This is a genomic window from Hymenobacter psoromatis (assembly GCF_020012125.1).
In the GTDB taxonomy this organism is placed as follows: Bacteria; Bacteroidota; Bacteroidia; order Cytophagales; family Hymenobacteraceae; genus Hymenobacter; species Hymenobacter psoromatis.
Window position 1 is genome coordinate 2,632,273 of the sequence record NZ_JAIFAG010000001.1, and the last position, 25,636, is coordinate 2,657,908.

A 25,636-nucleotide genomic window follows, 5' to 3' on the forward strand; every position below is an offset into this window, starting at 1 on the left:
TAAATAAGACAATGCTCCGACTTTCTACTTTTCTGCTGCTGGCCAGCGTGGTCCTGCCCGCACTTGGCCAGGCGCAGGAGCTGCCTATCCTGGCTGCTAATAATCAGGCGAACCAGCGCACAGGGAAAATTCGGGGCGTTATTCGCACCAGCGACGGGCAGCCGGCGGCGTTCGTGAGCGTGGGTATTCCGACGCTCGGCAAAGGGGCCAATACGGCCGAAGACGGCTCTTTTACCATCGCGGGCGTGGAGCCGGGCACGCACGAGCTGCAAGTGTCCTACGTGGGCTTGCAGCCGCAACGCCAGACTGTGACGGTAGCCGCCGGCCAGACGACCAGGGCCGATTTTACCCTGAGCGAGAGCGCCGCCGACCTGAGCGAGGTAATCGTGACGGGCACCACCACTATCAACCGCCTGGCCACGGCCAGCAAGGCCGACATTGCGCCCCTCGACCAGCCCCAGAGCGTGGGCGTGGTGACGAGCACCGTGATTGCCGACCAGCAGCTAAACCGCCTCGGCGACGCGCTGCGCAACGTGAGCGGCGTGTCGCTGACGCAACAGCGCGGCGGCGTGGCCGAAACGTTTTCGGCGCGGGGCTACAGCATCGGCATCGGCGGCGGGGGGGGTAGCATCTTCAAAAACGGGCTGCTTTCCAATACCCAGGGCTTTCCCGATGCCAGCACCCTGGAGTCGGTGGAGGTGCTGAAGGGCGCGGCGGCGCTGCTCTACGGCAATGTATCGGGCGGCTTGATTATCAACCTGGTAACCAAGAAGCCGCGCTATAACTGGGGCGGCTCGGTGGAGATGCGCGCCGGTAGCTACGGCTTTTATAAGCCCATAGTGGACGTGTACGGCCCGCTCACCAAAAACCTGGCTTTCCGGGTGGTGGGCACTTACGAGAACGCCAAGAGCTACCGCGACGTGGTGACCTCGAAGCGCCTGTATGTGAACCCTTCGCTGCTCTACAAGTTTGGCGAAAAAACCGACCTGCTGGTGCAGGGCGACTACCTGCGCTCCGACATCACGCCCGACGCGGGGGTAGGCATCATCAACCAGAATACCGATGCGCAGCTACCAGATGGCACGCCGCGTTCGCGCTTTATCAATATGAATTGGGCCTACAACGTGACCGACCAGGCCAGCGGCTCGGCGGTGCTCAACCACCGCTTTTCGGACCAGTGGCGGTTGAGCGCCATCGGCGGCGTGCAGGATACCCGCGTGCACGGCTTTGGCGCGGCGGTGCCCAACAACGCCATCGCCCCCAACGGCGACTACACCCGCACGCTGAGCGCCGCCAACACCGGCGAGCGCGACTACAATGGCCAGCTGAATCTGAACGGCAAGTTCGACACGGGCTTTCTGAGCCACCAGCTGCTGGTGGGCGGCGATGCGCTGCGTATCCGCACTACCAGCACCACGTTTAAGTACCAGGATGCCAGCGGTAAGATTGGCCCGGCCTACGACGTTATCAATATCATTGACCGCTCGAAGTACGTGGAGCGCACCGACGTGCCCAGCATTATCGACACGGCCCGCACTACCTCGCCCTCGTACCGCTATGGGGCCTACGTGCAGGATTTGATTGCGCTCTCGCCCAAGTTTAAGGTGCTGGCCGGCGTGCGCTGGTCGTATCAGAACACGGAGCAAACCAGCATCTCCAACCTCGACAAGCAGCGCCAGCGCGGCGGCCCCACGGCCAGCAAGGTTGACAAAGCCTTCTCACCCAAGGCGGCGCTGATTTACCAGCCCCTACCCCTGCTGTCGCTCTACGCCAGCTACGCCAACAACTTCACTATCAACACGGGCACCGACATTTACCTCCAGAACCTATCGCCCTCGCTGGTGGACCAGTACGAGGCTGGCGCGAAAAGCGAGCTGTTTGGCAGCCGCCTGTTTGCCAACCTGAGCGTGTACCGCTACCGCAACAACAACTTTGCTCAGATTGCGCCCCTCGACCAATACGGCAAGCCCAACGGCAACACCAACCTGAAGGAGCTGACCGGCGAAACTACCAGCGACGGGGCCGACGTGGACATCAGCGGCAGCTTCTCGACGAACTTCTACTTCAACGTGGGCTACGCCTACAATTTCATGCGCTACACCAACGCGGGCACCACCACGGGCAGCCCCATCAACGGTGAGCGCCTGACCAACAACCCCGCCCATACCGCCAACGCCTCCATTTTCTACACCTTCGACCGGCCCGGCCTGCGCGGCCTCAAGATGGGTGCATCGGCCTTCTACACTGGCCAGCGCCTGGGCGGCAACAACAACATGGTGGGCCAGACGCCGGTCTTCAACCGCCTCATCACCCTCAGCGGCTTCACCACCGTGGACCTGTCGGCGGGCTACACGTACCAGCGCTTCTCCATCCTGGCCAAGGTGTCTAATAGTACGAACACGCTGAATTATCTGGTGCACGACCGGTACAGCATCAACCCTATTCCGCCGCGCCAGTTTCTAACTACGGTTGGGTATCGGTTTTAGCAAGCCCCGCATCCTACTTATATAGCTCCCAGCCCAGCTTGAGAATAAACGCGCTCACTACCCCCAAAAACAGCACCCGCACGAAGCCCGTGCCCCGGCTCAGCGCCAGCCGCGCCCCCAGCGTGGAGCCCAGCACGTTGCAGGCGGCCATCGGCAGGGCGTAGTAGTACAGCACCTGCCCCGTGGAAATGAAGTAGGCCAGCCCGGTAATGTTGGTGGCAATATTGACCACCTTGGCCGAAGCCGAGGCCGCCAGAAAGTCGTAGCCAAACAGCCCCACAAACGCAAACAGCAGCAGGCTGCCCGTGCCCGGCCCAAAAAAACCGTCGTAAAACCCGATGGCCGCCCCCAGCCCTACCCCCATCCACAGCTCGCGGCTCCCTTGCAGGCGCGGCGCGTGCAGGCTGCCAAAGTCCTTGCGCCAGAAGGTATAAGCGGCCATCAGCACCAGTAGCGCCAGCACCAGCGGCTTCGCCAGCTCTTTGTTGAGCCCGCTCACGGCCCGCGCGCCCAGCAGCGCGAAGCAGCCCGCCACCACCGCCGCCACCGCCACCGTGCGCCAATTGATGAATACGCCCGTCAGCCCTTGCAGGTAGCGGTAGGCTGAGGCCGAGGTGCCCGCCAGGCTGGCTACTTTGCCGGTACCCAGCACCGTCGGCACCGGCACCTGGGGTAGCAACAGCAGCAGCGCCGGCAGCTGAATGAGGCCGCCACCGCCCACCATGCCATCAATAAAGCCGGCCAGCAACGAGGCCAGGCAAAGGAGGGGTAGGGTGAAAGAGCTACTCACCTACGCCACCCTGCCTTAGCAAGGCCCAGACAAAGAAAGCGCTTATTAGCAAACAGATAAGCAGGGGTTTCACCCAGCTTTTGCGCGGAAAGCTGGCTTCGTCAGGCAGGTATTTTTTGAAATAATAGCTGTCGAGCACGTAGCCCCAGGCCAAACCCAGACCGATAGATAATCCCCCGGTTTTTACCGGAATCAGGTTTAGCAGCAGTACCGACAAGGCCGTGTAGCCAATACTAGCCCACAATGCCTGCCGGGCGGCGGCGGGCGGCCCGGCATCTCGTAGCGAGTGAAAAGCCAGAATACCGCCGGCCAGGCCACTAAAAAGGGCGGAAAACCCCCGCACCACACGCGGCGAGTAAATAGCGGGCTTTGCTTGGTCGGGGGTATAGGCTGGCTCCATCGTTGCCTGAGAAAGGGAAAGCGCGAAACTACTCACCCGAATGGCTTAGGAGTAGCGACGACTTCCTTTTTCTTTCTGGCGCTGAACAGCTCCGGGCAAGATGCTCCCTAAAACGGCGGGTCCTCGCCAAAGCTATTGCCTTTGGGGAAGGGCACCGGCGCGGGCGCGTCGTTCATGCGCGAGCCCAGGCGGATGGTGTTGGGCGCGGCCCCGCCGCCGGCTTCGGCATCGAAGCTGCTGGGGGGTAGGGCGCTGGGCGCGTAGCCGCCGAAGCCGCCCGCGTCGCTACCCCCATCAAATCCGTCGAGGTCGGCAAACTTGGTGAAGCGGCCAATGAACTTGAGCTGCACCGTTTCGAGCGAGCCGTTGCGGTGCTTGGCAATAATGACCTCGCCCATGCCCTGGGTCGGGTTGCCCATCTCATCTTCCGTAATTTTATAGTACTCAGGCCGATACAGAAAAATAACCATGTCGGCGTCCTGCTCGATAGAGCCCGATTCGCGCAGGTCGCTGAGCTGGGGCTTTTTGTCGCCGCCGCGCGTTTCGACCGAGCGCGAGAGCTGCGAGAGCGCAATTACCGGGATGTTCAGTTCCTTCGCAATGCCCTTGAGCGCCCGCGAGATACTGGCAATTTCCTGCTCGCGGTTGCCACCCGGCCGGCCGGCCTCGCCGCCGCTCATCAGCTGCAAGTAGTCGATGATAATGAGCTGGATATCGTGCTGCGACTTGAGGCGGCGGCACTTGGCCCGCAGCTCCCGAATACTGAGCGCGGGCGTATCATCAATAAAAATCGGGGCCGACGACAGCGCCGAAATCTTGTGGTTGAGCTGCGCCCACTCGTAGTCGGCCAGGTTGCCCTTCTTGATTTTTTCCGAATCCAGCTCCGCCTCCGCCGAAATCAGACGATTGACGAGCTGAAGCGACGACATTTCGAGCGAGAAAATGGCAACCGCCTTCTTAAAATCGACCGCTGCGTTGCGCATAGCCGACACCACAAACGCCGTGTTGTGCGTCACGGTGCAGTCGGCCAGCAAAAAGAGGTGGTTACCATCAATCTCAAAGCCGTAGTAGTCGTCTTCCTGGTCAAACTCCACCGAAATTCCGGTCATGCGCCAGTCCACGGCCGATGCCCACGGATTGGCTTTTTTACGCCCAACGCGCACCGGAACCCGATTAATATCACCGTAAATCCGCACGCGATACACTTCACTTTCGTAGCCGATTTTGCTGATAACGGCTTGCTTCTTAGTCAACGAGGTGCGGAAGCCCAGCGAGTTGCACAAGAACTTAATCTGGTGGGCTAACTCCCTGTTTTTCTGGGTAATCTCGTAGCCATTGCTCACCGGGTCGAGGTGGCCATCGGAGTCGATGAGGCCGGCTAGCAGGCGCAGGCGGTACTCAGTCGAGTTGACCAAATACTGCTGCGGAATGTGTTTATTTCCCAACACGCCCAGCTGGCGCAGCTCGTCCTGCACCGAGTATTCGGCGAGGCTACCCCCCTGCCGGCCGCGCGTGATGCCGTAGCTGTTGCAGCGGTCGGCCACGATGCCGGTGCTCACCTGCATGCCCAGCTCGCTGGCGTATTCGTGCAGATAGTCAATGATTTCCGTGTCCTGGCCCGTGCTGCGGCAGTTGGCGCTGGTACCATCGCCGAGCCACACGCCCAGGAAATACGGGTCGAGTGGCACGGCCTTTTCGGCAAACTCCACGGCCACTTTGTAGCCTTTGTAGTTCGACTGGAACTTGGGGCCTTTGGTCAGCCAGTCGCGCACTTCGATGTTGAGCACGTCGCCGTGACGGTGCGGGCCTTCGTTGCGGCTGCGCTTGAGCGAGAGAATGTGGCTCTCGTTCACGCGGTAGTCGTCACCTTTGTTTTGGCGCACCCAGTACATGTTTTCGCGGCCGCGGGCCAGGCTTAGCACCCGGCGCGGCATCGAGTCGTCGCCCATCAGCAGGTCGCCCTGGCGCACGTCTTCGACGTTGCGCAGCGTACCGTCGAACATCACTACTTTGGTGCCCAGCGCCAGGCATTTGCCCATGCCAGGGCGAGCCGCAATAATCACCAAATCAGAGGGTTGCCAGCCGCTCGTTACCCTATCCAGCGCCGAGAAGCCGGTGGGCACGCCGGTGAGGCCGTCCTTCTGGTGCTTTTTTTCTTCGAGCTCCTTGATGGCCTTCACCATCAAATCCTGCATCGAATCGACGCCCTTGCGCATGTTGTCCTCCGACACCTGGAAGATGTTCTTCTCCGTGGCGTCGAGCAGCTCAAACACGTCGGTGGTTTCCTCGTAAGCGTCGCGCAGAATGTCGGTGGCAGTGCGAATTAATTCGCGCTTAATGGCCGCTTCCAGAATCACGCGGGCGTGGGCCTCAATGTTGGCCGCCGAGTTAATGTGCATCGTGAGGCCGGCCACGTAGCCTACCCCCCCAGCGGCTTCCAGCTCGCCCATCTCGCGCAGCTCCTGCACCACGGTAAGCTGGTCGATGGGCTCCGACTTATCAAATAAGTTACTGATGGCCTTATAGATGCGCTGGTGACCGTCTTTGTAAAAGCTGTGCGCTTTCAGAATATCGACTACCGTCGTGAGGGCGTCCTTTTCCAGCATGAGGGCACCGAGCACGGCAGCTTCCATTTCGAGGCGCTGGGGCGGCAGCTTGCCGGTGGGCGACATCGGCACGGGCGGCCGCTGACCGCGGCCGCCCTGGAAGGCGGCGGCGGCGCGGGCCGCGGATTGCTTGAGGCGGTCGTCCATGCGGTCGTTCATAGTAGCTGGGGGGCGGGAGGAGAGCGGGAATAGGAAGCAACAGCGTGGCCGCCGAACTCAGGACCAGGCGGGCCGTAACCAACAAAGCTAACCCGAAAGTGCTCGAAATAAAAGCTGGCTTTCGGCTTTTACCACGCGGGTATTTGCCGGCCTGACTGGCCGGCCGGCCGTACTTTCGCCCCCCGCAACTGGCCGGTTGCCAGCGCCTTGCCTGGCCTCCTACCCCGCGCCCGGTTTTAAATCAGCCACCAGGAATCAGGAACAAGAAACTTAAAATCAAGGACTTGGAAAAAATTCATTTAATTGCCGTGGGCGGCAGCATTATGCACAACCTGGCGCTGGCCCTGGCCCGGCGCGGCGCGCGCGTGACGGGCTCGGACGACGAGATTTTTGAGCCGGCCCGCGCGCGGCTGGCCGCCGCCGGCCTCCTACCCCCTGCCGAAGGCTGGGACGCGGCCCGCGTGACGCCCGACCTTACGGCCGTGATTGTGGGCATGCACGCCCGCCCCGACAACCCCGAGCTGGCCCGCGCCCAAGAGCTGGGCCTCAAAATCTACTCCTTTCCCGAATACATCTACGAGGCCAGCAAGGATAAGCAACGCGTGGTCATTGGCGGCTCGCATGGCAAAACGAGTATCACGGCGCTCATTCTGCACGTGCTGCGGTTTCATGGGCGGCAGTTTGACTACGCGGTGGGCGCGCAACTGGCTGGCTTCGACTTGATGGTGCACTTGACGGACGATGCGCCAGTTATCATCATTGAGGGCGATGAATATTTATCGTCGCCGGTGGATAGGCGGCCCAAGTTTCACCTCTACCAGCACCACATTGGCGTGATTTCGGGCATCAGCTGGGACCACATCAACGTGTTTCCGACCGAGGAAATCTACCGCGAGCAGTTCGAGATTTTTGCCCGCCAAACGCCTAAGGCCGGCGTGCTCATCTACGACCGCGACGACGAGCAAACCCAGCTCGTGGCCGTGCCCACCAGCCCCGACGTGAGCTACGTGGGCTACGGCCCGCACGAGCACGTTATTCGCGACGGCCGCACGTATTTGCTGACCAAGAAGGACGAGGAAGTGCCCATCCAGGTATTTGGCGAGCACAACCTGCGCAACATCTCGGCGGCCAAGGAGGCGTGCAAGCAGCTGAGCATCAAGGGTAAGGACTTTTACAAAGCCGTGGCTACGTTTAAGGGCGCGGCGCGGCGGCTGGAGCTGGTGCGCGAAGGCGCTACGTCGGTGGTGTACAAGGACTTTGCCCACGCGCCCAGCAAGCTGCGCGCCACGGCGGCGGCCCTCAAAAAGCAATTCCCGCAGCGGCGGCTGGTGGCCTGCCTGGAGCTGCACACGTTCAGCTCGCTCAACCCGGATTTCCTGCCGCAGTACGCGCACTGCTTCGACGCGCCCGACGTGGCGGTGGCCTATTTCAACCCCCATGTGCTGGCGCACAAGCGCCTACCCCCCCTCGCGCCCGCGGCCGTGGCGGCCGCCTTCGCCCGGCCCGATTTGCGCGTGTTTACCGACAGCGCCGAGCTGGCCGCCTTTCTGCACGCGCAAGCCTGGGATAATACCAATCTGCTGCTAATGACGAGCGGCACGTTCGACGGGCTGGACTTGGAGGCGCTCGCGGCGGAAGTAGTGGGGTAGGGTTTAGTAATGGTGGCCCGGTGGGGCCGCCGGGGTTTAGTTTTCCGCGCCGGCTGGCTGGGTTGCCCCTCATGGGGCGGCCCGGCCGGCCGGCGCGGCTGCTTTATGGCAGGGCCTTAGTTCTTGAGGTTGCTACTCCCTTATTTCTTCAACGTTGCGATGCCACAATCCGGCGCGTTTTTGCAATCTTTCAAGACGAATTAGCCGCCCCCGCAAATCGTGAACGCAGAGTTAGGTTTTTTAGCCAAAAAAAAATCATATTTTTTATAGATTAAATACTTGTCACAAAAATACTTCTTTTGTCCTTTTTACTAACCGCGCCGGCGCGCATTTTTGTCTACCTATTTCTGCCGGGGCGTAGCTTCGCCGCTCACCCTTTTTTCATTGCTCATGTACCCTGTTCAGCGTCTTTTCTCTACCGCTCTACTGGCCGCCACCCTGGCCGGCCCCGCCCTGGCCCAAACCGCCCCGGCTGACTCCGCCCGCGCCTACCGCCACCAGCTGGGCCTGACGGCCAGCCCGCAATTTGATAATCTTTTCACGACCAACCGGGTGCTACCCTTGGGACTGGTTTACAAGCGCCAAGTGCGGCCGGGCCGCGCTTGGCGGGTGCGGCTGACCGGCTACTATTCACGGCACGATACGGCTACCGCCGCTGGGGCGTTTTACATACAGGAGAGAGGGCCGGATGCTCGCGTCTGGGAAGTCAACGTGTTCGTGGGCTATGAATGGCGGTATCATCTAGGCCGCCGCTGGCAATGGTATTACGGGTTGGAGGTAGGCGGTGGATACCACGATGAACATCGGAATTATACCAATAATTACTACAACCCGCTTGGCTTTAATGGGGGTGGCCCTTATGCTACTACTGATATTGGCTCGCGCGACCTAGCCCGCTGGCAGGTGCAGGGTCGGGGCTTCGTTGGCCTGAGCTACGCCCTAAATTCGCGAATACATCTATTTACGGAAACGGCTATCGGGGTAAGTTGCTGGCACTAAAAAAGCTGGGGCAGCTATACGTCCAGTATTGATAACTCCAACTATGGTACAACAAAAGGTGGGGTGTACCCCGACCGAATCATTACTACTTGGCACCTGACTTATTTCCCGGTGCAGGTACTGGGGCTAGCCATCAATTTTTAATTTTTCACCTTTTCCACTTTCCCCCATGAAAAACACTTTTCTCCGTCTTCTGCTGCTTGCCTGCGCCTTACTACCATACTTGGTGCAGGCACAAAATATTCAGGTTTCGCCCACCGGCGATGCGTGCCCCAACAACAACTACACGTATACTTATACCGGCTCGGCGCTGGGGTGCAGTTGGGTGGTAAAAGGAGCCTATACGCTTGTCTCAGGTGGGCAGGCGAATAGTACCTCCATCACCGTCAACTGGAAGGATGTGCCAACCGATGCCACTAATAACCCTACCTCCGTCGGGCTGAGCTGCAACACAGGCGGGCCACCGGCACTCTCCGTTTTCGTCAGCTCCATCAGCAACGTTACGCCCGGTCCGCTGACCATCAACGGCACGCAGGTTAATTCTGGTTATCCCTTGCCCTTCGGCGATGTTACTACCCTTGCGCTAAGCGTCCCGCTGGTAGCAGTACCAAACACTACCAACAATCAATTTTCTGCCTTAACCTACGATTGGGTTATTCCAAACGGGTGGAAATACAACGATGGTACCAACGCAGTTTCGGACGGTTCTACGGCCCACCGGGTAGGCTACAGCTCCAATTCCGGGAAAGCAGGGAACCAGATTTCCGTTACGTCCGCTGCCGGCACTGGCGGCACCATTAGGGTACAGGCAATTAATAATAACTGCGTAGGGGCTTCGGCGGGTCCGGTCAATTCAGTTAGTCAATTCCTCTACGCCAACATTGTTCGCACGACCCCCCAGCTCACTATTATCAGCGATAAAAGCCCTACTGGTGGCAACTTCACGCTGATTTGCGGCGACCAGAGCGACTATCACTTTCGCAGCACCTCGGACCCGTTGCCGGCGGGCGGCAGCTTTAGCAACTACGCTTTCAGTTTCCAAAGCAACGGGGTTATTACGCCGATGGGTAGCGTAGCCGGGCCGACGCCGGCCACCAACTTTACCGGAGCCACGGGCACGGCGCTTGTTGGGCTGCGGGCGAGCTACAGCCGCAACGGGGCGAGCACGACGGTGAGTGCACCCGGCATAACCGTTCAGGTAGTAGCACCGCCCCAGCCCGTCATTACCAGCTCGGTTGCCAGTCCCGGCCCTGGGCTTTATCCGCTGCTGTGCGGGCCGTCGGCCAGGGTTACGCTGTCAACTAACGTGGCCGGGGCCACCAGCTACACCTGGAAAGCCACCGGCGGGCTGGGCCTCAACGGCCCCGGCGTGGCCACACTTACCACCAGCAGCAGCAGCGTGACCATCTTTCCGGGCAGCGACGCCGGCGGGGAGGGCGTGGTAACGGTATCGGCTAACATCGCTAACTGCGCTAACTGCGCTTCGCCAGCCTCAGCGGACTACGGCATCGCTTATGGCGGGGCCTACCAGGACGGCTCCGTGGTGATGCACGCCGCCTCGTTCGATTACGAAAAAAACTGCCCCTACGGCTGCGCGGGCATTTGCCCCGGCAGCCGGGTTATCATGCAGGTGCGTAATGCCCCGCACACCACGGTACTGCAAGCCACCTAGAAGATATATCGCACGGACGTATCCCCGGCCCAGCTGCTGGCTACCCAAGACTTTTCGGGCTCAACGCTGGGCAGCAGCATGGCCAACTACCTCTTCAGTGGCTCCGTGGTGGGCAACCGCTACCGCATCGACCTTCAGGAGCGCAACTCGTGCGGCTGGGGACCTATTGTCCCCCACCCGCTCGAAGTTATCGACTGCAGCGGCGGCGTTGACCCCTTCCGCGTGGGTACCAACCGGGTTGCCAGCCAGACTGCGGCCTATCCCAACCCCGCCGACCAAGAGCTGACCCTGGAGCAGGGCGGCGGGCCAGTGACCCTCACCGACGCGCAGGGCCGGCCCGTGCGTAGTCAAACGGCCGAGCCCGGCCGCGTGCTCCTCGACACGCACCAGCTGCCGGCCGGCCTCTACTTCCTGGAAACGCGCGACGCGGCCAGCCAGCCCGTGCGCCAGCAGATTCGCGTCACGCACTGAGCCCTACCCCCCGCTTTCGTCTGAAAAGAGCCCGCCTCGCGCAGGCTCTTTTTTTGGCGGCTTTAGAGAAATGCCGTTCAGGTTACGTCTTTTGTGGAGGTCTTACAGCTACTTACCACAAAACCGCTGGCTACATGAGCACTTCTATTCGTCACTGGCTGCCGCTGCTGGGGCTGCTGCTTTTCGCCGGGCTGGTCGGCTACCTGATGCGGCCGCAGTGCCCGGTGCCGGCCGCTGCCAATGCATCCGTGCACGCTTGTCTGATGCGATGCTGTAATAAATTGGGCTTGCGGGTTACCATTCAGAATACCAGCATTCTAATGAGCCAGCGCGGGCAGATGGTTGGGACGTGTGCGCAACATTATCGCCCAGCTGCCCGGCTCCGTATCAGGGGGTAGGCCGGCCGCTAGCTTACCCAGTCGCCGGCGGCCTCGGGCTGGTGCAAGATGGCATCGACCCAGTAGCGGGCCACGCCCTCGGGGTAGACCAGCTGAAACTGGTCGCCCAGGCGGCAGCCCAGCACCGCGATGCCAATCGGGCTCAGCACGGAGAGCCGCTCCCGGGCCTCATCGGCCTCGGGCGGATACACTAGGGTGAAATGCAACTCCTCCACGCCCTTCATCTCGCGCAGCTTGAGACGAGAATTCATGGTGACGACGTGCGGCAGAATATCGTAGGACTCGACCAGGCACGCGCGCGTTAACTCCTGCTCCAGGGCCATCACCAGCTGGGTGGCATTTGCCGGGTACTCCTGCTGCACCAGGCTAGTCAGCCGCTCGTAGTCGAGCCTGGTTACGTAAATATCGTGGGGTGAATGCTGAATGTTCATGGCTTTAATAATTAAAAAGTTAGCGGCACAGGCCAGCGTTAGCGCCCGGCCCCCGGCCTTTTGCCAAATTAGCTATTCCGGTGGCCCCTACCCCGCCCGATTTGGGCCAGACTGGCCGCTACCGGCCGGGGTAGGAGCCGTGCGCGATGCTCGCCGGGGCGGGTGCGTAGTCCTCAGCGTGGGCCTAGCGTTTTTCCAACAGATATATCGTTTCGGTGGTGGCCCCCACGCCTACCGTGCTTTGGGCCACGCTTACCACGCGCCACTGCTGCGCGTACAGGTGATTGATTTTCAGTAGCTCAGCCTGATGCAGCTCCACGGCGGCCGTGGTGCTGTAGCGGTCGGTGCCCGTTTTGATGGCGGATAGCGGCTGCGCTTCCTTGCGGCCGTCGGGCCACACGGTCGTTAGCTCCGGTGCCCCAGTAGCGGCGTTTTGCCGCCCGCTGCCAATCACCATCAGGTAGCCCTGGGAGGCAGCCGCGCCGGGATAGATGGCCCACGCGCCTAAGGCCGTGAGGGCAAGGGCTAGTAAAAGAGTGAATTTTTTCATAGTTAAAATGAAATTTTGATGAAATATAAGGCACGGAAAACGGGCAGCCCTACTATCTTGCTTAGGCTTGCCAAGCGAAGACGAGCCGCAGGAAGATGCGCACCTTTGCTTCGCGCTACCGGCAGTTGGCCAATTTCGTCAACAAAAAAACTTGATAGACCTGTTTCTAATTGTCTGTCGCCCGTCACTTTTGAGTTACTTTCCGCTCCAGGCATTTCTTTTCAAAATATCAGCTTACCCTATGCTGCCTACGATGCGCTGGTTCGGCCCGACCGACCCTACTTCCCTAGCTGATTTACGCCAGGCCGGCTGCGTGGGCGTGGTCACGGCCTTACACCATTTGCCGGTGGGCGCGGTGTGGCCGGTGGCCGAAATCCAGGCTCACCAGCAGCTCATTGAGGCCGATAACGCCACCCATTCGCCCCTGTACTGGGCGGTAGTCGAGAGCCTGCCCGTGCACGAGGATATCAAAAAAGGCAAGCCTACCCGCGACGAGCTAATTGCCAACTACCAGCAGTCTTTGCGCCACTTGGCGGCCTGCGGCGTGCACACGGTGTGCTACAATTTTATGCCCGTACTCGACTGGTCGCGCACCGACCTGCGCTACGAGCTGCCCGACGGCTCGCGGGCGCTACGCTTCGTGTGGCAGGATTTCGCACTCTTCGACCTCTGCATTTTGCAGCGCCCAGGGGCGGCGGCCGACTACGAGCCGGCGGTGGCCGCGGCCGCCCGCGCGCAGTTTGCCCGCCTCACGCCCGCCGAGGCGCGGGGCCTCACCGATACCATTCTGCTGGGCCTGCCAGGCGCGGAAGAAAGCTTCCAGCTGGCGGGTTTTCAGGCCATGCTGGACGAGTATAAAGAAGTAGACGCGGCGACCCTGCGCGAGCACTTACACTACTTTTTGCGGGCGGTAGGGCCGGTGGCGGCCGAGGTGGGTGTGCGCCTCTGCATTCACCCCGACGACCCGCCCTTCCCACTGCTGGGCCTACCGCGCGTGGTGAGCACCGAGGCCGACCTGGCCGACCTGCTGGCCGCCTACGACCACCCCGCCAACGGCCTCACCTTCTGCACCGGCTCGCTGGGCGTGCGCCCCGACAACGACCTGGCCGGCATGGTGCGGCGCTTCGGGCCGCGCATCCACTTCGCACACCTGCGCTCGACCCGGCGCGAGGCCAACCCACGCAACTTCTACGAGGCCGACCACCTGGCCGGCGACGTGGACATGTATGCCGTGGTGCGCGCCCTGGTCGAAGAAGAGCTGCGCCGCGAAGCCGCCGGCGAAGAAGTAACCACCCTACCCCTACGCCCCGACCACGGCCACCAACTACTCAGCGACCTGAATACCAATCAAATAACTTACCCCGGCTACTCGGCCATCGGCCGCCTGCGCGGCCTGGCCGAGCTGCGCGGCCTGGAGCTGGGCATCCGGCGGAGCCTGGCAGCCGGTTAGGTGATTTACTTTTTTCCAAGACTTGCATGAGTTCTATCCTGTAAAAAAAGAGCCAGCTGTCCGCTGGCTCTTTTTTACGTCTGATAATACTAATTGCCAACTCCTTCCCAGCACTGATTTCAAAGCTACTCCGGCTTGGGCTTGGGGCGGGGGGTAGGGCGGCCGCTGTCGTTGGCCAGCAGCACGGCCAGGGCCACGAGGCTCAGGCGCAGGGCCCATTTGACGGCGTGGCTCATCGGCGTTTCTTTTGGGGCGGGGCGGCTGGCCGGGAGCCGGTGAAAACCTGGTTGGCATTGAGTACCTGCAACGAGCAGCTGCTGCCGCCGGAGTTGTCCTCGCAGGTAGTGCCGATGATATGGCCGGCCTCAAAATCGAAGTAGCAGGTGCGGCAGCCCACGCCCGTAATGATGTAGCGGCCGGCCGTGGGGATGAGGTAATAGGTACTATCATCGGTGCCGTGCAGGGGGATGGCAATGGCCCGGAAGCCGCCGTTGCGGTGGCCTAGGCCAATGAGGTAGTACACGGGCTGCTTGGCGTCGCTGCCGGGGGCGGCTCGCACCTGCACCTGGTCGATAACCGTGCCGTCGTGAAGCTGCCGGATGAGCGCCGCTGCCACCGCCGACTGGGGTATCTTATATTGCACCTCACCCTGGTGGTCGAGGCGCATTACCTGGCGGCTGCCCGCGATGCCCAGCAGCGAGGCTCCCGCCGCGTTGCTCAGGTCCTGCATCTGCTTGGCCTCGTCATTGGCTTTGCTGGTGCGGGCGGTTTCGCAGGAGCTGAGCAGCACCAGGCCGCCAAGCAGTCCCAGAAGCAATAAACCAAACAAACGGGATAATGCACGCATATTTTCTAGGTTAGAACTCCAGAATGGGATACGGAGCAGATTATTGCCCCAACCCCTTAATTCCTGAACAGTCGCTACTTATTAACTAAATAAAAACTACTTCTCGGCTCTTCGTTCTTAGTTTCCGACTTCCTTAACGCGGCTTGTAATACTTCAGCGCTTCCGGCATCTGGGCTTTGATATCGGCTACGCGGGTGGCATCGGCGGGGTGGTCGGAGAGAAATTCGGGGGTAGTGCTCTGGTTCTGGGCTTCCATGCGCTGCCAGAACGGCACCGCGCCCTCAGGGTTGTAGCCGGCCATTGCCATAAAAATCAGGCCCAGGTGGTCGGCCTCGCTCTCCTGGCGGCGGCTGAACTTGAGTAGCCCTACCTGCGTGCCCACGCCCACGGCCTGCTGAAACAGGTTCGTGGTGGCGGACGGATTCTGCGACAGGGCCGTTGACAAGGCCGTGCCGCCGTACTGCGCCACTAGCTGGTCGCTCATGCGCTCGGCTCCGTGCTTGGCCACGGCGTGCGAAATCTCGTGCGCCATCACCACGGCCAGGCCATTTTCATCCTTGCAAAGCGGCAAAATACCCGAGTACACCGCCACCTTGCCACCGGGCATGCACCAGGCATTCGCCGTTTTGGGGTCGTCGATGAGGTTAAACTCCCACTGGTAGCCATCGAGCTGCGCCGACTGGCCCTGCTGCTTGAAATACAGCTCCACGGCCTGCGAGATGCGCTGGCCCACGCGCCGCACTTCGGCTATCTCGGTGGCGTTGGTCGAGAGCTTAGCCTGGCCGAGCGTCTGCTTATACTGCGTGATGGCCAGCGTGTTCATCTCGCTATCCGAAACCAGGCTGAGCTGGCGGCGGCCCGTGATGGGCACGGTAGTGCAGCCGGCAGTGAGAAGCAAGCTACTAGCTAGGATTATTCTTTTGAACATGAAAAAAAGCTACTAAGGTTTAGAGAAAGAGAGCGGTAGGCCGGCCGCCGGTTAGCCAAAAGCGGGCCATTTTGGCGGCGCGGCCGTGGGGGCTATACGCAACCGGGCGGGGAAAATGTTTACTTTGTGGTGGCGGGTGGCCCGCGCCAGCCCCGCCCTACCCCTCGTTTTTCCGCCAACCTCGTCCATGAAAATTATCTGCATCGGCCGCAACTACGCCGACCATATTGCTGAGCTGCACAACGAAACGCCGGCCGCCCCGGTCATCTTCCTCAAGCCCGAAACGGCGCTGGTGCAGCGCGGCCAGCCGTTTTTCGTGCCCGCCTTTTCCCACGATGTGCACTACGAGCTGGAGCTGGTGCTGCGCATCTGCAAAAACGGCCGCCACGTGGAGGAGCAGTTTGCCCCTACTTACTTCGACGCCATTGGCCTGGGCATCGATTTTACGGCCCGCGACCTGCAAAGCGAGCTGAAGAAAAAGGGCCTGCCCTGGGAGCTGGCCAAGGCGTTCGACGGCTCGGCTCCCATCTCGCCCACCTTCCGGCCGGTGGCCGAGTTTGCTGATTTGACCAATATCAATTTTCGGCTCGACGTGAACGGCGACGTGCGCCAGCAGGGCAATTCAGGCCTCATGCTGCACCCGTTTAATAAGATTATCGCCTTCGTGTCGCAGTACATCACCCTCAAGCAGGGCGATTTGATTTTTACGGGCACGCCCGCCGGGGTAGGTCCGGTGCAGCCCGGCGACGAGCTGGTGGGCTACCTGGAAGACGAAAAAATTCTGGAAGTGCCCGTGCGCTGAACGAATGTAGAGACGCGACCCTTCGTGTCTCTCGGCGTCGGAAAATCGACGCGCATGGCGAGAGACGCGAAGGGTCGCGTCTCTACATTTTCTTGCTATCCAATTTACTTTATCTTGTTTATTATCAAATTAGTGCGCCGGCTAGCGCTGCCGGCGCTGGGCGGCTTACTGTTGCTGACCCTGAGCGGCCGCGGCCAGGACGAAGGCCAGGACGACACCACCACCCGCCGCGTGAGCGGGCCGATAAAGCCGGCCGCGCCGGCCGGCCGGGTGGCGGTGGCCCCTGGCTACTTTCTGTTTCCGATTGCGCCCGGCCAGCCGGGGTTTCTGGCGGCCAGCATGGGTGAGCTGCGGCCCAACCACTTCCACGGCGGCCTCGACATCAAGACGGGCGGCGGCGTGAACAAGCCCGTGTACGCGGCGGCCGACGGCTACATCTCACGGCTCAAGCAGTCGGCCTTCGGCTACGGCAACGTACTGTACATCACCCATCCGAATGGCCTGACGACCGTGTACGGCCACCTCAATAAGTTTGGGGGCGCGGCCGGAGCTGAGCTGCTGCGCCAGCAGTACGCCCGGCAGACCTACGAGCTAGAGTTGTTTTTTGCGAAGGACCAGTTTCCGGTGCGGCGGGGCGAGGTGGTAGCGCTGTCGGGCAACACGGGCGGCTCGGCGGGCCCGCACCTGCACTGGGAAGTGCGCGATGCGCAGGACCGCCAGCTGAACCCCTTGCAGTGGGGCGGCTTTGCGGAAATTCAGGACCATACCGGTCCTACCCTCCAGGCGCTGGCCGTGGAGCCACTGGCCATTGGGGCGCGGGTAGCGGGGCGCTTCGAGCGGGCGCTGCTGGTGCCCCGGATGCAGCCGCTGCCGGGCGCGGCCACCGTGTGGCCCGATACGGTGTCGTGCTTCGGGTCGGTGGGGCTGCTCTTGCAGGGCTTCGACCGGTTTGATAAAGTGTGGAACAAGAACGGCATCCAGCGCGTGACGGTGCGCGTGAACGGCCAGCCGCACTTTCAGTATGTGATTGACGCCGTGCCGTTTCCGAGCGGCACGCGGCAGGTCAACAACTTTGTGGACTTTGCCTACGCCCGCACCCACGGCCGCACCCTGCAAAAGCTGTGGGTGGATGAGGGCAACGACCTGCCCTTCTTTACCCCGCCCGGCCTGGGCCAGGGTAAGCTCGACGTGGCCGCCGGCCAGGTGTATACCATTGATTTTGAGCTGGCCGATGCCTACGATAACAAGGCCACGGCCCGCCTCATCCTCCGCGGTGAGCAGCCCGCCGACTACGCCCGGCTGCCCGGCGCGGTCCCTACTCCTACCCCCGCCGCCCGTCCCAAGCTCAGCTACGACATCACGCGCAACCTGCTGCGCGCCACGGCCCTGCACGCGCCCCTCGACACAGCCGGCCAGCCGCAATATCTGCTACTGCGGCGGGGCGGGCGGCAGCTGGCGCTACGGCCCAGCTACTCGGTGGGCGCGGCTACTACCTACCTCTACGACCTGCGCGCCGGCCTGCCCGATTCACTGCTGCTGGGCGAGGCGCACCTGGCCTTCGACCGCCAGGCAATGATACCGGCCAACCAGGAAACGAGCTACGCCACGCCCTACGTAAACCTGGTTTTTGGCCCGCAAACGCTGTTTTCACCGCTTTATCTCAGTACCAGCCACCGGCCCGATGCCGGCCCTACCGCCCCTGAGAGCTGGACCATCGGCTCGGCGCTGGTGCCGCTCTACCTGCCGCTGCGCCTGAGCCTGCGGCCCGCTACCCCCCCCACCGACCGCCGCCGCACCGCCATCTACAGCGTGTCGGCGGGCGGCGGGCGGGCTTACGTGGGCGGCCTTTGGAACGAGGACAGCAGCCGCATCTCGGCCACCGTCAAGCAGTTCGGCTCGTTCCGCCTCTACACCGACCGCAAGGCCCCCGAGGCCCGGCTACTGAGCCGGGCGGGCGGCCAATTGCTGTTCAGAGTGGGCGACGATATGTCGGGCCTCAACTCGTATAAACTGCTGATTGGCGGACGCTTCCGGCTGCTGCGCTACGAGTACAAGAATGCCACGCTCTTCACCGTAGCCAGCGACACGCTGGGCCCCGCCCTGCACGGCCCCGCCGAGCTGCGCCTCACCGACCAGGTTGGTAATGAGCGGGTTATTCCGCTGAGTTTATAAACGTTGTTCAACGGCGCGAGACGCGAAGGGTCGCATCTCTACGGTCATTTATCACTGCATCCTGACCACTACTCACTAAAACTATGCTTCCCGAACCCGGCACCCCGGCTCCCGACTTTACCGCGCCCGACCAGCACGGCAACCCCTTCACCCTAAGTAGTTTGCGCGGGCAGCGCGTGGTGCTCTACTTTTATCCCAAGGATGATACGCCCGGCTGCACCGCCCAAGCCTGCAACCTGCGCGACAACGAAGGCCAACTCGCCGCCCAGGGCATCCAGGTGGTGGGCGTGAGCACCGACGACACGGCCTCGCACGCCCGGTTCGCGGCCAAGTACGAGTTGAATTTCCCGCTCGTCGCCGATGCCGATAAGGCCATCGTGAACGCCTACGGCGTGTGGCAGGAAAAGAAAAACTACGGCAAAACCTACTGGGGCACGGTGCGCACCACTTTTTTGATTGATGCCAATGGTTTGATTGAGCAGGTTATCAAGCGGCCCGATACCAAGGAGCACGCCGCGCAGGTGCTGAAGAGAGATTAAGAGTTAAAAAGAACGGTCATGCTTCCTTCGTCAGCATGACCGTTCTTTTTAACTCCCTACCCCTCATTCACCAGCAGAATCTTGCCGATGTGTTCGCTGCTGGCCATCAGCTGCTGCGCCTGAGCGGCTTCGGCCAGCGGGAATGTTTTATAAATAACCGGCCGGAGCTGGCCGCTGGCGGCCAGCGGCCACACGTGCTGCTCGACCGCGGCGGCCAGGGCGGCCTTGAACTCGGCGGAGCGCGGGCGCAGCGTGCTGCCGCTGAGGTGCAGGCGCTTGCTCATGATATCCAGCAGGTTGAGTTCCGCCTTGGCACCCTGCATGGCGTTGATGTACTGCAGGCGGCCGTCGGTAGCCAGCAAGCGCAGGTTTTTAGCGAGGTAGTCGCCGCCCACCATGTCGAGGATGACGTTGATTTTTTCGTCTTTAAACGCCTGCTCGAAGTCTTCTTCCTTATAATTCACGCAGCGGGCCGCGCCGAATTGTTCGCAGGTGCGGCACTTGTCGGCGGTGCCGGCGGTGGCCAGCACTTTATTACCCAGCGCCTTGGCTAGTTGAATAAGCGTGAGGCCGATGCCGCTGCTGCCCCCGTGCACCAGTACCGTTTCGCCGGGCTGCAAGGCGGCCATCTGAAACACGTTGGACCAGACCGTGAAGGTAGTTTCGGGTAAGCTGGCGGCCTCTTGCACCGACCAGCCGGCGGGCACCGGCAGGCAGTGCCGGGCATCCACGGCGGCGTATTCGGCGTAGCCACCCTCGGTGAGCAGGGCGCACACCTGGTCGCCTACCCCCCAGCGCGGGGCTGAGGTGCCCACCGCCACTACTTCGCCGGCTATTTCCAGGCCGGGCACTACGCCGGCCACCGGCGCGCCGCCGTACTTGCCTTCGCGCAGGCCCAGGTCGGAGCGGTTGAGGCCGGCGGCTTTTACTTGGATGAGCACTTCGTGGGCAGCCGGCACGGGGCGGGGCCGCGCTTGCAGCTCCAGTACTTCGGGGCCGCCGGGGCGGGTAATGACGATGGCGTTCATGGGGAGGCGGGGCTTGGTGGGAGTAGTTGCCGCTGCTTACCAACCTCTGGCCGGCTTGTTGGGTTGTGTGCGTGGGGGTAGGGCGGCCCGCCCGCGGGCAGGTGCCCTACCCTCACGCAGCGAGCGGGCCGTTATTTCGCCTTCTTTTACTCCCACCCTTTATTTTTTGATTCATGGAAAACCTAACCGGTAAAGTCGCCCTCGTCACGGGCGCGGGCAAGGGCATTGGCCAGGCCATTGCCGAGGCGCTAGCCCACGAGGGCGTGCACGTGGGCCTGCTGGCCCGCTCCGAAGACCAGCTGCGCGAAGTAGCCGCCGCGCTGCAACAGCTAGGCGTAAAAACCAGCGTGGCCGCCGCCGATGTGGCCGACGAAGCCGCCGTGAACGCCGCCGTGGCCCACATCACCGGCGAGCTGGGCCCGCTCGATATCCTGATTAACAACGCCGGCATCGGCACGTTTGCCAAGTTTATGGACATGCCGGTGGCCGACTGGGAGCACATTATCCGGGTGAACCTGCTGGGGGTGTACTACGTGACGCGCGCCGCGCTGCCGGCCATGATAGCGCGGCAGACGGGCGACATCATCAACATTTCCTCGACTTCGGGCCTGCGCGCGGCGGCGGGCACCAGCGCCTACAGCGCCTCCAAATTCGCGGTGATGGGCCTGAGCGAAGCCCTGATGCAGGAGGTGCGCAAGCATAACATCCGGGTGTCGGCCCTCACGCCCAGCACGGTAGCTACCGAGCTGGCCATCAGCAACAACCTCACCGATGGCAACCCCGAAAAAGTGATGCAGCCCGCCGACATTGCCGAGTTTGTGGTGGCGCAGCTGAAGCTGAACCGGCGCATCTTCGTCAAGGAGGCGGGGCTGTGGTCTACTAACCCGTAAGCTCCGTCGTCAGCGCAGGTGCTGCCCCGGCGCGCCGTTGGGGTAAGCGTAGAATTTCCCTACCCCCTTGTTGGCGGGGAAGTGCGCCCGGTTGCTTTTTCTCAGGAAACTTTACTTTTACCCCCATGCTTAGTCGTTGTACTTACCGCGCCGGCCAGCTGCTGGGCCTGCTCTGGCTAGGGGGGGTAGGGGGCTGCGCTAGCTCCACTGCCCCGGCTGCTACTGCGACCGTGACGGTCGTCCCCGCGGCCACCTTCACCAACCCGCTGCTACCCGTTGGCCCCGACCCGTGGAGCATTTACCACAACGGGTATTATTACTACACCAACTCGACCCAGAACGGCATCAAGCTCTGGAAAACGCGGGCGATGAGCCGGTTGAAAGACGCGCCGAGCAAGGTGGTCTGGACGCCGCCCGCTACCGGCCCCAACTCGCACGATATCTGGGCTCCCGAACTGCATTTCTTCAACGGCAAGTGGTATCTCTACTACGCCGCCGATGCGGGCACCAATGCCTCGCACCGGCTGTGGGTGCTCGAAAACAGCTCCGCTGACCCGCTGGAGGGCACCTGGGTAAGCAAGGGCAAGCTCACTGATGCGACCGACCGCTGGGCCATCGACGGCTCGGTGTTTGAGAATAAGGGCCGGCTGTACCTGGTGTGGTCGGGCTGGGATGGGGAAGCCAACGGCCGCCAGGACATCTACCTGGCCCGCCTCCAAAACCCCTGGACCGTGGAAAGCGCCCGCACGCTGGTGTCGAAGCCGACCTACCCCTGGGAAAAATACGGCGACCTGAGCAACCTTAACGACCCGCCCCACATCGACGTGAATGAGGGCCCGGAGGTACTGCACCACGGCCGCGACCTGATTCTGATGTACTCAGCCAGCGCCTGCTGGACTGATGCTTACGCCCTGGGCGCGCTCAAGGCATCGGCCGATGCGAATTTACTGCAAGCCAGCAGCTGGGTGAAAAATCCCGAGCCCGTGCTGAAGCAGAGCGCCACGGCGGGCGTGTACGCCACGGGCCACAATAGCTTTTTCAAGTCGCCCGACGGCACCCAGGACTGGATTCTGTACCACGCTAACTCGCAACCCGGCCAGGGCTGCGGCGACTTGCGCTCGCCCCGCGCCCAGCCCTTTACCTGGACCGCCGACGGCTGGCCCAACATCGGCGAGCCCGTGGCGGCGGGCCAGCCCCTACCCCGCCCCAGCGGCGAGCCCGTGGCGGCGGGCCAGCCCCTACCCCGCCCCAGCGGCGAGCCGGGGCCGTAACCTTACCCGGCGTTTTTACGCAGACAGCTTTTGCGTCCTTTCTGCCCTTTCCCATGAGAACCCCGTTTTTCTTAATCACCGCCCTGCTGCTAGCGGCGGCCAGCTGCGTTGCCTTTGCCCAAAACACCCCGCGCGGCGTGGCTAAGCAAATGCGGGCCGACCGCAAAATGGACCACGCCCACACCGTGCGGCACGGTAAGAGCCTGAGCAAAGAGCCCAAGCTGGTGCGCAAAGAAGACCGCTTGGACCACCGCGCTGACACTGGCAAGCGCAAGTTCAAGCTTTAAACCGGGGGTAGGGGCCAGGCTGGGGCGGCTGCTTACGCCACGTGAAAAAGCGCTTTTACGGCCGTGACAAAGAAACTGACCCCGATGGCCAGCGTGAGAAAACCCATGACGCGGGCCAGCGCCGCCATGCCCGGCCGGCCCAGGAAGCGCGTGAGCCGCAGCGACGACACCAGAATCAGAAACGCGGCCGCTGCCACCAGCCCGAAGCCCAGCACCGTGAAAAGCTTATCGGCCACCGAGGGCCGGATGAAGCCGATGCAGAGCGCCATCGAGCCCGGCCCCGAGAGCATGGGCATGGCCAGCGGCGTGAAGCTGATGTCGTCCTTCTGCATACTTTCTTCGAGGGCGGCGGGGCCCACGCGGTCGCGGTTGGCCCCCGGCGTGAGTAGGTCGAAGGCCGAGCGCATGAGCAGGATGCCACCCGCAATGCGCAGGTGCTGAATATTGATGCCGAAGAAGTTAAGAATATACTGCCCCCCAAAAAAAGCCACCAGCAACACCGCCACCATGTAGAGGCAGGCGCGCAGGGCAATGGCCGTGCGCACGGCGTTGGTGTCGCTATCGGTAAGGGTCAAAAACACCGGCATGGCGCCGAACGGATTGACGACTGAGAAGAGCGTAGTGAAGGTGAGAATCAGTACTTCCATGCCGCAAAGGTATTGGCCGGATAATTGGTTGCCGGGCCAGGGTAGCCCGTGGTCGCGTTTTGAGTTACGCGGCGGCGGCCCATCTTTACGCTCTCGTCTCCCTACCCCCGTCCTTCCGCGCGTGCCCGCTTTTTTATACTTTGTGAATGCTTTGGGGCTGCTGCTGGGCAGCGCGGGGCTGGTGGCCACGCTGCTACCCCTGCTGCGCCAAACGGCCTGGTGGATTCGGGTGTTTGACTTCCCACGCCTACAGATAGTGGCGGGCCTGCTGCTGGGCCTGTTGCTACTGCTGCCGGCCGGCGCGCTGGCGCTGGCGCACGCGCCGGCGGTGCTGCTGGCCCTGGGGGCGGCGGTGCTCTACCAGGCCGCGCGCATCTGGCCCTACACGCCCTGGCACCGCCGGCAGGTGCGCGATAGCCAGCGCCCGCCCAACGACCCCAACCACCTCAGCCTGCTGGTGACCAACGTGCTAATGTACAACCGCGATGCCTCGCGCTGCCTGGGCGTCATCCGCGAGCAGCGGCCTGATGTGGTGCTGGCCGTCGAAACCGACGAGTGGTGGCTGAGCCAGCTGCAACGGCTTACCCCCGACTACCCCTACACCTGCCACGCGCCGCTGCCCAATACCTACGGGATGCTGGTTTTTTCGCGCCTACCCTTGGTTAGCAAGGAGATACAATTTATTCTCGACCCCGGCGTACCGTCGTTTCACGGGCGGGTGCGGCTGCCCAGCGGCGTGGAGGCCAATCTGCACTTTCTGCACCCCAAGCCGCCGGCCCCGCAAGAATCTAAAACCAGCACCCGGCGCGATGCCGAGTTGCTGCTGGTGGGCCGCGCCATTCAGGCCCACGACGGGCCCACCATCGTGGCCGGCGACCTCAACGATGTGGCCTGGTCGCGCACCTCCGAGCTGTTTCGGCGGCTGGCGCGGCTTCTCGACCCGCGCGTGGGCCGGGGCCTACTACCCACCTTCCACGCCGATTACAAGCTGCTGCGCTGGCCCCTCGACCACGTGTTTCACTCGGCCCACTTTCGTTTGCAGGACCTCAAGCGCCTGCCGCACATCGGCTCCGACCACTACCCCATCTATATTCGCCTCAGCTACGAGCCCCAGGGCTGGCAGGCCCAGGAAGCCGGCCTGGAAGCAATGAACGCCGCCGACCGCCTCGAAGCCCGCCTGAAAATCCGGGAGGCCATTGAGGAGAAAGTAGCTTAAGGCGTGCGGACAAGTAGCCAACCAGGACGACAGGCAGCCTGTGTAGGACAATATTTGCCGTTATGCAATTGGTCTCGTAAAGCGGCCCTAAGGGAGTAGCGCGATTTATAAAAATCGCGCTACTCCCTACAACGGCTGCACGCCGTGCGGCAACGGTTTTACCGGCGCATCGGCGGTGGAGCGCGCGGGCGGGGCTTTTTCGCGGCTAGCCACCACGGGCAGTGGCGGGCGCTTGATGAGGCTGCTGAGGCGGCCCCGGCCATTGCGCACCAGCGGACGCAGGCGCAGGGTCACGCGCTGCCGGTGCAGGTCGCCAAAGCCCAAGGCAAAGTTGCGCAGGGCCGGCATAGCGTCGTCGCCGAGCAGCTTGTACGTATTCAGCTCAAAAGAGAGGGGTAGGCGCACCGAGTCGCGGGAAGGCAGCTCCAGGGCCAATGGCATCCGGCCCGCGCCCAGCACCTTATTATCGACCAGCACGGTATAGTCGAGGCCAGTTACGGCCACGGCCTCCAGGTTGGGGTTGTAAGCATTCAGCCGCAGGCGCATCTTCAGCGGCAGGTCCTTGTTAACGTAGCCCTCAATCAGCTCGTTGCGGCGGGGCAGGTCCACGTCGGCCGGGGTGCGCAGGGGTAGCACGTCGAGAGTGCCCAGGCTGGCCTGCTCCACGGCCCGCACCGTAAACTGAGGCTCCACGCTCGGGGTCACTTCCTGGCGAGTTTCGCGCAGGGTGCAGCTCGTGGCAGCCAGCAGGCCCAGCGCGGGAAGTAGCGACCCGAAGCGCTGTCGTAAAAACCTAGAACTACTCATGCCGAACTTACGTGAGGACTTAGCTAATTGGTTGGCAAATCAAGGTATAAAAATCATGCCGCGAGCCGCCTTTTCGCCCAACGGGTAAGCCAATAGGATAAACGCGGGCTTTGGCTCGGTGCTGACCCGGCCGCGCCCAAC

At 62.2% G+C, this 25,636-nt stretch carries 24 protein-coding genes; 14 read left to right on the forward strand and 10 right to left on the reverse strand.

Annotated features, from left to right (window positions below; genetic code table 11):
- Nucleotides 1-11: 11 nt before the first annotated feature.
- Entirely contained in the window at nt 12-2,486 is a 2,475-nt protein-coding gene (locus LC531_RS11480; protein WP_223650433.1) for a TonB-dependent receptor, read from the forward strand.
- Between the two features lie 13 nt (nt 2,487-2,499).
- Here LC531_RS11480 and LC531_RS11485 read toward each other — a convergent pair whose 3' ends face one another.
- The 3 genes from LC531_RS11485 to dnaB all read right to left on the reverse strand — a co-directional run bounded on the left by LC531_RS11485 (nt 2,500) and on the right by dnaB (nt 6,441).
- Nucleotides 2,500-3,276, reverse strand: a complete 777-nt coding sequence (locus tag LC531_RS11485) for a sulfite exporter TauE/SafE family protein (protein ID WP_223650434.1) — start codon at nt 3,274-3,276, stop codon at nt 2,500-2,502.
- Nucleotides 3,269-3,676 (reverse strand): hypothetical protein, encoded by a 408-nt coding sequence (locus LC531_RS11490; protein WP_223650435.1) that lies wholly within the window; start codon nt 3,674-3,676, stop codon nt 3,269-3,271. Before LC531_RS11490 ends, LC531_RS11485 begins: the two co-directional genes overlap by 8 nt.
- A gap of 107 nt (nt 3,677-3,783) precedes the next feature.
- The gene (gene dnaB / locus LC531_RS11495) at nt 3,784-6,441 is read right to left on the reverse strand and encodes a replicative DNA helicase (RefSeq protein ID WP_416138833.1); all 2,658 of its coding nucleotides are present in this window, start codon (nt 6,439-6,441) and stop codon (nt 3,784-3,786) included.
- Between the two features lie 284 nt (nt 6,442-6,725).
- Between dnaB and LC531_RS11500 the strand changes: the two genes are divergently transcribed.
- From LC531_RS11500 to LC531_RS11520, 5 genes are all read left to right on the forward strand, one after another.
- The gene (locus tag LC531_RS11500) at nt 6,726-8,090 is read left to right on the forward strand and encodes a UDP-N-acetylmuramate--L-alanine ligase (protein ID WP_223650436.1); all 1,365 of its coding nucleotides are present in this window, start codon (nt 6,726-6,728) and stop codon (nt 8,088-8,090) included.
- A gap of 390 nt (nt 8,091-8,480) precedes the next feature.
- Complete coding sequence (locus LC531_RS11505) at nt 8,481-9,089, forward strand: hypothetical protein (protein WP_223650437.1); 609 nt, start codon at nt 8,481-8,483, stop codon at nt 9,087-9,089.
- Nucleotides 9,090-9,258: 169 nt separating this feature from the next.
- Entirely contained in the window at nt 9,259-10,761 is a 1,503-nt protein-coding gene (locus LC531_RS11510) for a hypothetical protein (protein ID WP_223650438.1), read from the forward strand.
- 78 nt (nt 10,762-10,839) lie between these two features.
- Nucleotides 10,840-11,232 (forward strand): T9SS type A sorting domain-containing protein, encoded by a 393-nt coding sequence (locus LC531_RS11515; protein WP_223650439.1) that lies wholly within the window; start codon nt 10,840-10,842, stop codon nt 11,230-11,232.
- 134 nt (nt 11,233-11,366) lie between these two features.
- Entirely contained in the window at nt 11,367-11,630 is a 264-nt protein-coding gene (locus tag LC531_RS11520) for a hypothetical protein (protein ID WP_223650440.1), read from the forward strand.
- 8 nt (nt 11,631-11,638) lie between these two features.
- On the opposite strand, the gene LC531_RS11525 is transcribed toward LC531_RS11520, so the two are convergent.
- A complete protein-coding gene (locus tag LC531_RS11525) occupies nt 11,639-12,061 on the reverse strand; it encodes a GreA/GreB family elongation factor (RefSeq protein ID WP_223650441.1) in 423 nt (140 codons plus the stop codon).
- 184 nt (nt 12,062-12,245) lie between these two features.
- Nucleotides 12,246-12,611 (reverse strand): hypothetical protein, encoded by a 366-nt coding sequence (locus LC531_RS11530; protein WP_223650442.1) that lies wholly within the window; start codon nt 12,609-12,611, stop codon nt 12,246-12,248.
- A 241-nt stretch (nt 12,612-12,852) separates the two neighbouring features.
- Between LC531_RS11530 and uxuA the strand changes: the two genes are divergently transcribed.
- On the forward strand, nt 12,853-14,061 hold the full coding sequence (gene uxuA, locus LC531_RS11535) for a mannonate dehydratase (RefSeq protein WP_223650443.1): 1,209 nt from the start codon (nt 12,853-12,855) through the stop codon (nt 14,059-14,061).
- 232 nt (nt 14,062-14,293) lie between these two features.
- Here uxuA and LC531_RS11540 read toward each other — a convergent pair whose 3' ends face one another.
- Together LC531_RS11540 and LC531_RS11545 are read right to left on the reverse strand one after the other, a co-directional pair.
- Nucleotides 14,294-14,908: a hypothetical protein gene (locus LC531_RS11540; RefSeq protein ID WP_223650444.1), complete on the reverse strand. Its 615-nt coding sequence runs from the start codon at nt 14,906-14,908 to the stop codon at nt 14,294-14,296.
- Nucleotides 14,909-15,041: 133 nt separating this feature from the next.
- Nucleotides 15,042-15,806: a M48 family metallopeptidase gene (locus LC531_RS11545; protein ID WP_332874880.1), complete on the reverse strand. Its 765-nt coding sequence runs from the start codon at nt 15,804-15,806 to the stop codon at nt 15,042-15,044.
- Nucleotides 15,807-16,023: 217 nt separating this feature from the next.
- On the opposite strand from LC531_RS11545, the gene LC531_RS11550 reads away from it, so the two are divergent.
- The 3 genes from LC531_RS11550 (at nt 16,024) to bcp (ending at nt 19,349) form a co-directional block, all read left to right on the forward strand.
- The gene (locus LC531_RS11550) at nt 16,024-16,638 is read left to right on the forward strand and encodes a fumarylacetoacetate hydrolase family protein (RefSeq protein WP_223653940.1); all 615 of its coding nucleotides are present in this window, start codon (nt 16,024-16,026) and stop codon (nt 16,636-16,638) included.
- Between the two features lie 114 nt (nt 16,639-16,752).
- Complete coding sequence (locus LC531_RS11555; RefSeq protein WP_223650446.1) at nt 16,753-18,810, forward strand: M23 family metallopeptidase; 2,058 nt, start codon at nt 16,753-16,755, stop codon at nt 18,808-18,810.
- 83 nt (nt 18,811-18,893) lie between these two features.
- Nucleotides 18,894-19,349, forward strand: coding sequence for a thioredoxin-dependent thiol peroxidase (gene bcp, locus LC531_RS11560; RefSeq protein WP_223650447.1), 456 nt, complete (start codon nt 18,894-18,896; stop codon nt 19,347-19,349).
- Nucleotides 19,350-19,405: 56 nt separating this feature from the next.
- Here the strand turns inward: bcp and LC531_RS11565 are convergent, their stop codons facing one another.
- On the reverse strand, nt 19,406-20,377 hold the full coding sequence (locus LC531_RS11565; RefSeq protein WP_223650448.1) for an NAD(P)H-quinone oxidoreductase: 972 nt from the start codon (nt 20,375-20,377) through the stop codon (nt 19,406-19,408).
- Between the two features lie 173 nt (nt 20,378-20,550).
- Between LC531_RS11565 and LC531_RS11570 the strand changes: the two genes are divergently transcribed.
- The 3 genes from LC531_RS11570 to LC531_RS11580 all read left to right on the forward strand — a co-directional run bounded on the left by LC531_RS11570 (nt 20,551) and on the right by LC531_RS11580 (nt 22,825).
- Nucleotides 20,551-21,267 carry a 3-ketoacyl-ACP reductase gene (locus LC531_RS11570; RefSeq protein ID WP_223650449.1) on the forward strand — a complete coding sequence of 239 codons (717 nt, stop codon included), beginning with the start codon at nt 20,551-20,553 and terminating at the stop codon, nt 21,265-21,267.
- Nucleotides 21,268-21,392: 125 nt separating this feature from the next.
- Entirely contained in the window at nt 21,393-22,538 is a 1,146-nt protein-coding gene (locus LC531_RS11575) for a glycoside hydrolase family 43 protein (protein ID WP_223650450.1), read from the forward strand.
- 53 nt (nt 22,539-22,591) lie between these two features.
- A complete protein-coding gene (locus LC531_RS11580; protein ID WP_223650451.1) occupies nt 22,592-22,825 on the forward strand; it encodes a hypothetical protein in 234 nt (77 codons plus the stop codon).
- A 32-nt stretch (nt 22,826-22,857) separates the two neighbouring features.
- Here LC531_RS11580 and LC531_RS11585 read toward each other — a convergent pair whose 3' ends face one another.
- Nucleotides 22,858-23,472 carry a MarC family protein gene (locus LC531_RS11585; protein WP_223650452.1) on the reverse strand — a complete coding sequence of 205 codons (615 nt, stop codon included), beginning with the start codon at nt 23,470-23,472 and terminating at the stop codon, nt 22,858-22,860.
- A 121-nt stretch (nt 23,473-23,593) separates the two neighbouring features.
- Here LC531_RS11585 and LC531_RS11590 point away from each other — a divergent pair, with 121 nt between their 5' ends.
- On the forward strand, nt 23,594-24,688 hold the full coding sequence (locus LC531_RS11590) for an endonuclease/exonuclease/phosphatase family protein (RefSeq protein WP_223650453.1): 1,095 nt from the start codon (nt 23,594-23,596) through the stop codon (nt 24,686-24,688).
- 126 nt (nt 24,689-24,814) lie between these two features.
- On the opposite strand, the gene LC531_RS11595 is transcribed toward LC531_RS11590, so the two are convergent.
- The gene (locus tag LC531_RS11595) at nt 24,815-25,495 is read right to left on the reverse strand and encodes an LEA type 2 family protein (RefSeq protein ID WP_223650454.1); all 681 of its coding nucleotides are present in this window, start codon (nt 25,493-25,495) and stop codon (nt 24,815-24,817) included.
- Nucleotides 25,496-25,636: the final 141 nt, after the last annotated feature.